The sequence below is a fragment of the Lamprobacter modestohalophilus genome, assembly GCF_016583905.1.
In the GTDB taxonomy this organism is placed as follows: domain Bacteria; phylum Pseudomonadota; class Gammaproteobacteria; order Chromatiales; family Chromatiaceae; genus Lamprobacter; species Lamprobacter modestohalophilus.
Genome location: NZ_NRRY01000010.1, coordinates 108,061 through 117,971 on the forward strand (window position 1 = coordinate 108,061; position 9,911 = coordinate 117,971).

At 58.8% G+C, this 9,911-nt stretch carries 10 protein-coding genes and 1 pseudogene; 8 read left to right on the forward strand and 3 right to left on the reverse strand.

Going from position 1 to position 9,911, the window contains the following annotated elements; genetic code table 11:
• Positions 1-53 precede the first annotated feature (53 nt).
• The 3 genes from CKO42_RS08600 to CKO42_RS08610 are packed head-to-tail and all read left to right on the forward strand — an operon-like array spanning position 54 to position 3,748.
• Positions 54-431, forward strand: coding sequence for a hypothetical protein (locus CKO42_RS08600; RefSeq protein ID WP_200242133.1), 378 nt, complete (start codon positions 54-56; stop codon positions 429-431).
• A gap of 21 nt (positions 432-452) precedes the next feature.
• On the forward strand, positions 453-2,171 hold the full coding sequence (locus CKO42_RS08605; protein ID WP_200242143.1) for a GTPase: 1,719 nt from the start codon (positions 453-455) through the stop codon (positions 2,169-2,171).
• Entirely contained in the window at positions 2,168-3,748 is a 1,581-nt protein-coding gene (locus tag CKO42_RS08610) for a GTPase (protein ID WP_200242155.1), read from the forward strand. The genes CKO42_RS08605 and CKO42_RS08610 overlap by 4 nt, the downstream gene beginning before the upstream one ends.
• Before the next feature lie 106 nt (positions 3,749-3,854).
• On the opposite strand, the gene CKO42_RS08615 is transcribed toward CKO42_RS08610, so the two are convergent.
• Positions 3,855-4,217 (reverse strand): hypothetical protein, encoded by a 363-nt coding sequence (locus CKO42_RS08615; protein ID WP_200242157.1) that lies wholly within the window; start codon positions 4,215-4,217, stop codon positions 3,855-3,857.
• Between the two features lie 317 nt (positions 4,218-4,534).
• On the opposite strand from CKO42_RS08615, the gene CKO42_RS08620 reads away from it, so the two are divergent.
• The 5 genes from CKO42_RS08620 (at position 4,535) to CKO42_RS28270 (ending at position 8,639) form a co-directional block, all read left to right on the forward strand.
• Complete coding sequence (locus CKO42_RS08620; protein WP_200242160.1) at positions 4,535-5,185, forward strand: NYN domain-containing protein; 651 nt, start codon at positions 4,535-4,537, stop codon at positions 5,183-5,185.
• 65 nt (positions 5,186-5,250) lie between these two features.
• Positions 5,251-5,916 (forward strand): hypothetical protein, encoded by a 666-nt coding sequence (locus CKO42_RS08625; RefSeq protein ID WP_200242163.1) that lies wholly within the window; start codon positions 5,251-5,253, stop codon positions 5,914-5,916.
• 118 nt (positions 5,917-6,034) lie between these two features.
• Positions 6,035-6,583, forward strand: a complete 549-nt coding sequence (locus CKO42_RS08630; RefSeq protein ID WP_200242165.1) for an NYN domain-containing protein — start codon at positions 6,035-6,037, stop codon at positions 6,581-6,583.
• Entirely contained in the window at positions 6,583-7,263 is a 681-nt protein-coding gene (locus CKO42_RS08635; protein WP_200242167.1) for a hypothetical protein, read from the forward strand. Before CKO42_RS08630 ends, CKO42_RS08635 begins: the two co-directional genes overlap by 1 nt.
• On the forward strand, positions 7,263-8,639 hold the full coding sequence (locus tag CKO42_RS28270) for a ThiF family adenylyltransferase (protein WP_338034880.1): 1,377 nt from the start codon (positions 7,263-7,265) through the stop codon (positions 8,637-8,639). Before CKO42_RS08635 ends, CKO42_RS28270 begins: the two co-directional genes overlap by 1 nt.
• 11 nt (positions 8,640-8,650) lie before the next feature.
• Here CKO42_RS28270 and csx16 read toward each other — a convergent pair.
• Positions 8,651-8,920, reverse strand: a pseudogene (gene csx16 / locus CKO42_RS08640) (CRISPR-associated protein Csx16); the annotation flags it as partial.
• Positions 8,921-8,957: 37 nt separating this feature from the next.
• Complete coding sequence (locus tag CKO42_RS08645; protein WP_200242171.1) at positions 8,958-9,542, reverse strand: hypothetical protein; 585 nt, start codon at positions 9,540-9,542, stop codon at positions 8,958-8,960.
• Positions 9,543-9,911: the final 369 nt, after the last annotated feature.

Consider the following 9,911-nt stretch of genomic DNA (forward strand, 5'->3'; position numbering starts at 1 on the left):
TTCCTATTCTGATTTGGGCAGGTATCGCCGCTGGCACGGTGGTTGCCTCCGCTGTGACCGCTTACGGCCTTAGCCAGTTCAACAACGAACAAGCGTCCTCATCCAGTGACGATCAGGATGCGCAGCGCCACCAGCGTCAAGCGCAAGACGCGTTCATTCGCAAGCAGATTAAGGCAGAAATGGACGCCTGGTTGAAAGGCCAGCAGATCCATCTTGTTCCAGAGATGGATGACAGGCTGCTGCAGCAGTTGCAAGCGGGTGAAACGCCGGATGCGTCGGTATGGGAGGCTCTCCAGCATGCCGCACCGACCATTCAGCGCGCGCAGACCGCGCAGACCACTGAAGCGAGGCAGATTGACGAGTACACAGCACTGCTCGATGTCTTGCACGCACAGATTCACAGCACGCACTCAGGTGCCCACGGCAAATAGCATTATCAGGATATGAACACGATGGAATCCACGGCAGAAACCCGTTTTATCGATGCGACCGGAGGCTTTGTCTGTGTCAGCGAAGCGATGCAGGCACAGCTCGATGCGCTTTGTCATCGAACCGACACGTTGCAACAGCAATTGCACCAGGACATCTCAACACTTCCACGCAACGGCCGGATGCTCACGGACGGCATCCAGCAACTTGAAGCCGCACTTGCCACGGCGATTGCGCAAGCGGCCCAAACCTGGAAAGACGGTGAACTGGGACGACAGTTCAGCGCATCCAAGTCTGATCAATTGATTCTGCTCATCTATGGCAAGGTCAATGCTGGCAAAAGCACTTTGCTCAACTTTCTCGTTGAGCGTTTTGCCGCGCATGGCCTGCCCACGCAGCGCTTCCGCTTGGAAAACGGCCAAGAAGTCCCGCTCGAGACGCCCTTCGCAACGGCTTGCACGGAAAACACAGCGCATGTCCAGGGGGTGACGCTGGGCGACACTTTGGTTGTCCTCGATACCCCTGGTTTGTTGTCGGTGACGCACGAAAACCATGCGCTGACCGAGCGGTTCAAAGTGGCGGCCGATGGTGCGCTTCTATTAACCAACTCAGGCGCACCTGGCCAAACACAGGAACTGGATCTACTGCGTACTGCCACTGAGAGTGGCAAGCCGATTCAGATCGTGTTGACGCAAAGCGATGTCAACGAACCCGTGGAAGAGGACGACGAGATCCGCGATTGTTGGGTGAACAAGGACCCAGCACGGCGCCAGGGACAGGAGGAAGACGTCTTGAAACGGGCACGTCAGACGCTGGGTGACGAAACCCCCTCAGAGCGTCTATGGGCGCCGGTCTCGATCTCGGTGAAGTGTGCGCGTGAGGCCGGTAGCACGTCTAAAAGCTTGGAGGAAAGTGGGTTTGAACGCCTCTACCAACACCTGTCTCAGTTGGCGCAACGCGCATTGGAGTACAAACGCGAAAAGCCGCTGACCATCTACCAAGACTACCTCAACAACGTGCTCTATCCCCGACTGCATGCGCAGGTGCTCCCACCCCTCGAGGCATTCCGTGAGGCGGGGCGGCAAGCCGTAACAGCGTTGACGCAGCAAACGCAGGTGATCAGCGAACAGGTGCTTGCAGAGATGATCGAGGCCCTGCCCGCACTGTTGCGTCGCCATCAAGAACACCAGGATGTGCAGACGGTGGCGAGGGATCTCTCGCAACTGCTCAAACAGACCAGCGAAGCACACTTGCACGCAGCCCTCGCTGATTACGAGACACAAACACAGGCCATTCTGATCGATCTCGACGCGGCGCAATTCGGTGCTTATTCGAAGCGGTTCGTGGATATCACGAAGACACGGGGCGCGGGCCTGATGGCGGCCGCCACTTCCGGAGGGACAGCCTTGGGAAGTGCCGGTGGTGCCCTCGCTGGTCCGCTAGGTATAGCGATTGGCGGTCTCATCGGCGGCTTGGTGGGATCGGCCGTTGGGAGTCTGGCCTTAAGTGAAGAGTCGGTCAGGATACCCGTCGGTATCGATTACTCCGAGTTGCAGACACGGATCGAGGATTCACTGCAGACCGACATCCGCAAGATCATAGGGAACCAGGTCACCCGTGTCTGTCGTGGCTTGAAGGATCTCGATCAGCGCTTAGAGCGCCTGGCATCGCTCATCAAGGCCTTTACAACCGCCGGTAAGACGGCCGTTACCCTAACCCATAAGAGAGACTTGGCCGTATGAACACCGTCTTAATGGACAGCGTACTGACTGAACTGAAACCGCTGTTACAGGCGTTTTTACCGCAGCGCTTGCAAACCTGGGAGCAACTCAACCAAGCAGTACAGGATCAGCGTGCACGTGTGCTGGTCTTTGGTGCCTACAACGCGGGTAAGAGTACGTTCGTGAATGCGCTGCTCGGGCGCGTTAGCGCTGCGATGGGTGATTCACCCACGACGCAGCGTAGCGCCGAATATGACTGGGGCGCGCGGATACTGGTCGATACCCCTGGCGTGAATGCACCCGACCAACATGAGGCGGTCGCCACCGAGACGCTGCGTGCGGCTCAGAACATCCTCTTGGTGGTGCGCGAAGGCGACCAAGACTGTGCCGATGTCTATACGCGGCTGTTCGCACTGCTGAGCGAACAGCGTCCGGTGATGTTGCTGATCAATCATCAGTACACCAAGATCGAAGAGGCCGAGGCCTTACGCCAACGTGTGTTAGATCTCCTGTTAAGCCAAGCGACCGAGCGGGGTCTCGCCGAGACGCTCGTTGAGGCATTACCGGTGCTCCTGCTGAATGCGAACCTGGCGCTGCGTGGTCGCTTGCAGCCAAGTCCGGCCTGTTTGCGCGAATCCGGTTTCGAGGATGTCAGCGCGCGCTTGGAGCAGTGGCTGAACCGCTGCGAACAGCAACATTCACAGCTGGAGCAACTCCAGGGCGCAATCGCGCGTGAACTGCTGCAGCCATTACTTGAGCAGCTTGATGATACACAGGACGCGTTTCACGATGGCTTGGCCCACGAGGCTGAAGCACTGACGCAACTGCAACAGCGCCTGCGTTGGCTGTCCGAACGCGCATATCATCGACTGGTTGCCAGGGTGACCGCCTTACTTCCGGACATTGGCGCGGCATTGGATCAGAGCCAGGGGCAAGCCGATGTCCTGAGCGCAAGCTTAACCGAGTTAGGCACGAACGTGGCGGACGAACTGTCGGGCTGGCTCGCAGAGGAGCTTGCCCCTCTGTATGCCGACGCGGATGTCTTACTGGAGCGCTATCGCCCGAATCCATGGATGGGTGACGCGTTCAAACACCGGCAACAAGCGTCCGGCCATTCATTCACCGCCGCCGTCGGTCAGATAGCCAGCAACGGCATCCAAGCCATCGACAAGGACCATATTTTGATGTTGCTGAAAGCCGGCCGGGCGGCCAAGATCCCCTGGCTCAAAGGCCGCTGGGAACGCACGCTGAACAACTGGGCTGGGAAAGCCATGCCCTGGATTCAGGTCGGTAGATTGGTTCTGGAGATCGGCTTAGCCGAGTATGAGCAACACAAGGAAAATACCGAGCGCCGGCGTGTTGCCATGCAGCGTCAACAATGGATTGAGGAGATCGCCAGCTCCCTCATCGAAGCCGTACAGGATGCACTGAAGCAGGCCCTCGCCGAGGTCGATACGCAGCTGCTCGCACCGTTGCGTGATGCCCAACAGGCGCAACAACAAAACGCCGATACGCGGCAGCGGACGATCTTGCGGGTGCGTGAATGGCTTGTTTTGTTCGCGGCGCAGACGACGGCAATGGAGTCCCCGCGCGCCTGAGCGCACTGAGCAGGTGCAAGTAGTGCTACAGATATGTTGGTCTCGAGTAGATGACACTGTTCCAGTGACTGGATCATCGCGCCATGACTTCGGAAGACATCCAGATCTAGAACACCACCAAATTTTGGATCGCATTAAAAACCAGCCACGGCCTAGCGTTGATGTAGTAGAGAGCGATAAACCAGGATGGTCTGAGGGAACACTGGCCAAGGAAGGCATTGAAAATCGACAGCAGCATGACGTTGACTTCAGTAGAAAGCGGAAAGCCAGGATGGCCCGCAGGAACATTGGCCAAGGCAGGCCTGCCAAGGATGGCATTGAAAATTGGCAGCAGCGTAGCGTTGATGCCGTGAAGAAGGCGCAGGCAAGGATGGTCGGCAGCCACAAGGGACAAGGAAGTCCACAGCAAGTCAAAACCAGTCAGCGTTAACCACTCACCAACCCGAAGGAGACGACAGATGGCGAGCATTCCCAACGCGAGACGTTACGACAGAGGCAGCCACAAAAGAGGTCGCAGGACAACAGGGTCTGCGACAGCACAACCGGCTCAGCAAGATGCGACGGCAACCGGCTCTGGCTGGTTTGTCGCTGCGACCTTGGCCGGGCTTGGCGTGCTCTACCTCGTCGGAGGCCCCTGGGCGGCCGTGATCGGCGGCATCAGCTTGGTGTGGCTGCTCAGCTCTTAGCAAGGCTGGATTCATTCTGCGGCGAAGGCGCCGCAGAGCACTCATCAGGCCCGATTCGACTCGCACCGACCAAGCGCACCTTTGCCCCCGGAGAACGATCATGGAACGGCTCATCATCTTCAACGACTACGCCAACATTGAGGCTGCCTTCGGGCAACTTGACGTCGCGCTCGACGAGCAGGATCTGCTCGATTACCTGAGCGAAGGACGCTTCTTGGTCGAGGCACACGCGTTTGTTCCCATCGATCCGCGCAATCCGCATGCGCGCGCCGCCGTGATTGAGCGTCTTTGGCAACTCGGTTACTTGGTGCACGACAAGATCGGCAACCTCGTCGGCGATGGCTACCGGTGCAACTTGGATGTGGAGATCACCTTGGAACTCATGCGCACCGCTGAGATCGCCAAGCCCGACATCATCGTGCTGATATCGGGTGACAAGGACTTCATTCCCGTCATCCTGGAACTGCGCCGACGTGGCATTCGGGTCGAAGTCGCCGCCTTCCCAGAGTACAACGCCGCGCGTGACGTCATGCTCAAGGCTTCGGGCTTCATCGACCTGCAGCGCTACCTGCAGGAGCGTGGGGAACAGTGCGAGTCCTCCAAACCGTCGCAGAGTGAGTCTGTTACCGAGAGCCAGGAAGATAGCCCGGGCGAAATGGATTCCGCAGCGGATGCCAATCACGTTGGATGCAAAACAGCTGCCCTACCGAGCTTCGCGAGCTTCAAAACGTCGGTCGACGCGGCGTTGTAACCGATAAGCGACCAAGTCATAACCGCGACAATCTACTGCAATCCACCACCAAAGGAGACGAGCCGATGGCAATCATCAATGGCCGACGTATTGACCCACGCAGCATCGGTGGTGGTATCCCGGGCAGGGAACTGGTTCAGCATGCCAAGGCAGGTTCTGGTCGCCGCCCGATCTTGGAGTGCAACGGCAAGGTCGAGCAGATCAAGGCAAGCCGCATGTACAGCAAACGGGAACTGGTAGACAGGCATGGGCGCGGCGCCAAGGTCGCATCGATGCCGGACCGCTCCAAAGGCCACAGCTTCGGCGGCCGACGTTCAGCCGAGTCCAAACGTATCATCACCGAGCAGGTGATCGACATCGCCGAACACCTGTTCAAGCAGGGCGTCGACTTCGACGAGGACGACGGCCATTGGATGGTGGTGCCCAAATTCTTGTTACCGCAGCGCTGGCATGCCATCACGCAGCGAACGCCTTTGATGGTGGCCTTTCCGCGGGAGTATCCAGCGCTGCCGCCGGTTGGCTTCTACATGATGGCCGACATCCCAATCTCGCCAGACGGACACTTCTTCAATAGCGTCTACCACAGCGCTTGGGATGAACCTCTGGCGCAGGGTTGGAAATGGTATTGCACTTACATCCATAACGGTGCCTGGCAGCCGGCGCGCAACTGGCGCAACGGTGACAATCTGTACACCTACTTCCATCTGGTCAAGGAAGTATTAGGGAACTGAGCATCGTTTAGAGAACACGTTGACTGAATATTCAAAAAGCCCTGTTGGCCTGCGTTGATACCTTTGTCAGGACAGCGACTGAGTGTCGCGATAGGAACCCAATTCTTTTTTTACCAGCTTGCTGAATGAGGAACATACAATGATTCGCAAAATCTTCGCCATTGATCTCATCCCATGTGAAATCGTTTCCCGTGATCGGGGCGCCCCCTTCTTTCCTGTTCAGGACGTTCGCGATCTGATTGCGGGGGAGGATGTGGATGTCATCGAAACGCTAGTCACCCTCGTGGAGCGCGTCGCTGAGGACAATCCAGAGTCCATCGCCAGCAACAAAACGAACTTCACGCGAAAGCAACACGCGCTCGAGCAATCTGGTGCACGAGTGATCCGAGCACCAGCCAAGCGACTTCCGGATGGCGGCTTCAAACAGTCCGACGACCAGCGTCTGATCATTGCCACCCTCTCGCTAGCGCTGCGCCTACGCCCTGACTTCGTCGTGCTGGCCGCTGCCGACGGTGACTTCGCGCCGATGGTGTGGGAGCTGCGCAACGAGGGCATCCGCACCGAGGTGCTGGCACGCCCGCAGATGCTGGCAAGCGACCTGCGCCGCGCGGCCTACTCAGTGATCGATATCGACGACGTACTCAACACGGTTGAAGGAGCACACTAATGGGACTCAAGCGCGACGAACTGGGCTTTGTGCGTTCGAGCGGCTACGGCCGCATCCGTCGGGACGAACTCGAGCAACTGCTCGGCATTGACCGCTCAGAGTCGGTCTATCGCTCCGGCGTCGACAACGGTGTGCGGACCGGCCAGGTCGTGGTCGATGTCGAGGTCGCGGTGAAGCCCGGCGATACCTTCTCTGCAGGACCACGGGTGGTCAAGGGAGCTGGTCATGGCTTCGCTGGCGGGGGGCGTGTCGTCAAGGGTGCAGGGGCCTCTGCAGCGTCTTCAGCAGCGCTGCCACCGGCATTGCGTCGTGAATTCGACGGTCTGCGCCGCGCCGGTTTTGGTGGTATCGACGCACCGAAGGCATCGGCTGAGGGCTGGCGGGTGCGCCTGCGTGGATTGACGCTACCCGGGGGCGTGCGCACCGATGCGTTGATCGTGCTGCCGAAGACCTACCCGCTGGCCGCCCCGATCGGATTCTATCTGGCAGAGGGTGCGGAGACGGCGCAACTCGACCGCAGTCACTTGTACCATCGTTCTTATCACGATGCTCCTGATCTTGCTGGCGAGGGTTGGCAATGGTACTGCGGCGTTGCCGACAACTGGCGACCGGGCCATCACACATTGGTCTCGTATCTGAGTGTGACCCTGGCCTTTTTCGCAGACGCGGCGGTACGCTAATGGACAGTCAGCCCGTTTTGAGGATTCCAGTCGGCCTCGCGGAGCGCATGCAGACACTGCTGCATCCGTCCCCGTTCGAAGAGCGTTTCGCCTTTGCCGCCGCACGAATGCTGCAGGGGGGTCAAGGGCAGACGCAGGCGACGCTGTTGGAGCAACTGGTCGTGGTCGGGGAGCGTGACTATGAACGCACCTCGGCTGCAGGGTTGGCGCTGACGGAAGATGCATCCGGGCGCATGAACCAATGGGCCCTGCAACTCGCCGCGCATGGCTGGATCGCCGTGCACTTGCATAGCCACCCACCCGGTGTGAACGATTTCAGTGCCACCGACGATGCCGCTGAGTCCGGGCTGGCCCACTGGCTGTTGCAGCAGGGTGTGGCTCAGTTCTGGAGCTTGGTCTGGCCTCAGGGCGGGGTGCCGCGCGCTCGGCTGTGGCAGCAAGGTGTGGCGCTATCTGGAAAGGTCGTTCTGGGCCTGGCGCCGGTCGAGCCGGCGGAAAGTCCGATGGCACCGGCGTTGGACCGCCAGCGCGCGTTTGGTCCGGCCCTGCGCCAGGTTGCCGGTGAGCTGTCAATCGGCGTGGTGGGCGTTGGCGGACTTGGTATGCTCGCGCTGGAGCAACTGGCGCGCGCCGGCTTTCGGCGCTTCGTCCTGATCGATCCAGACACCATCGAGAGGACCAATCTCAACCGGCTGCCCGGTGTGACGCAGCGCGATATCGGCCGCTCGAAGGTGCAGGTGGGCAAGCGTTTGGCTCGACAAATCGCTGCTGCGCTCGATTGCACTGCCGAGGTGATCGCGTTTCCGCGCGATATCTATCTGTCCAAGGCTGCACAGCGCGAACTGCAGCGGTGCGACCTCATCCTGGCGTTGACCGACAACGAACTCAGTCGCACCATGGCGTTGCAGCTTGCGCTGGACGCTGGGCGTGAATACCTGCAGGCAGGCACCGACATCACCCTCAGCGATGACGGCTCGATCGTTGGTCTGCGGGCGGAAGTCACTGGTGCCGAAACCGGTCGCTACTGCCCACTGTGCAGTGGTCGGCTGTCGCCAGCGCAGGCGTCGGTGGAAGCGCGTGCCTATGCCGGGGGCGACATTGCCGCGCATGCTCGCCAGGCTGGCTATTTGCCCGACGTTGCGGCACCCGCAGTGATGGGGCTCAACGCGGTCGCGGCCGGGATGCTCGTGACCGAGATCCAGCGCCGGGCTGCCGGGATCGGTGTTCGCGATTTATTGCAACTGGATCTTCAGACGGGTAAGTTTCGTGCGGTCGAGCGAGTGTCGATCACGCAGGGCTGCGACGTTTGCGGTGCTGAATCCTCGGGTGAGGTCAGCTCGGCATTGGGATCGGAATTAGACCCGTGTTCGACTTGAACGACGTGGTATTCCTCAATGCACGCCTGACATTCGCGCATATCGGCAGCGCTCAATTCCTTGCCACGCAGCGCTGGTGGCATTTGCAGGGAGAGATGCAGATACCGTGCTCCATGCGCGCAGATGTTTGCAGCTAGATGAACGGGTAAGGTGCCAATGACGATGTCGCCATCGACGACGATCTGAGGATCGAGATGGCTGACGATGTGGTCGATAGCTAGACCTTCGCCGCTTGCCCAATCGCATGCGCCGGGATGGCGTGTGACAAAGTACACAGTCATGCGGATACTTATCTTAATAGGGCGGATCTAGCCGGAGTCAGGCTTGATCGTGGCGACCGATCAGCTCCTGGTAGGTTTTCGCTGCTTTCTTTTTATTTTTATCAGCATTATTTTCCCATTCTAGCAGCAGAGCCTGATGGATTCGCAAGGATTCCAGCAATTGCTGCTCATTGTCGGCGAACGATTTGAGGGTTTTGTTCTTGTCTTTTCCAAGTTGTTGCGCCAGTTGCTTTTCTGTCCAAGAAGGGATGCCCTTTAGTATAACATCAATATCAACACTGGGTTCTGCAACTTCTGATGGGGGTGGGGTTTTGGGAATAGACGGCTTGCCCTGAATTGCCTTATTCCAATAGTCGCTCAAGTCATCAATTGGCTCACCCTGTTCAACAACTATTTCTTCATCGACGGCATCACCCTCGGCAGCCCAGTCGAACACTTGTTCTGGCTGCATTGGCTGCATTGGCGGTTGTGGCTCGCCTTTGCTCGCAAAACGCTCTCCAAAGACTTCCGCCCAGACGGGCGGGAGTACACGCCGGTCTTTCCATGGCTTCCATGAGTCTCTATCGGCCGTGATCTCCCAAGTCTGAGTTTGCTCGGTTTGCGGTCCTGGCCATTCCATCATATATGGTCCGCCCCGCGATGCAAGAGCCACTTGACTGTTCAGCAGAAGGAAACGTTGCGGCCATATATCCGGCGTCGTGATGAGGTGGCGTGATCGCTCCTCGCGCCCTGATGGAATCCGCGCGCATTCCTGTCCTTATCACTGTTTCAGTCTCGGCGATGCCGGCTGGTGAGGATTACAGGGTTTCAGGAATGCAGGACAAGCCTTTCATGCCATCACAGTGACAGTCACTCTTAGCAACTCGTGGTTAGAAACTCGTGGTGTGGGTGATCGTGCTCGCTCGGATGTGACTCAATCCCTCATCGGTGCTCGCGGCGGTTAAACCGCCTGACTCAAGGCGTGCTTTGGATCGTAGGCCTCGCCTTTGGT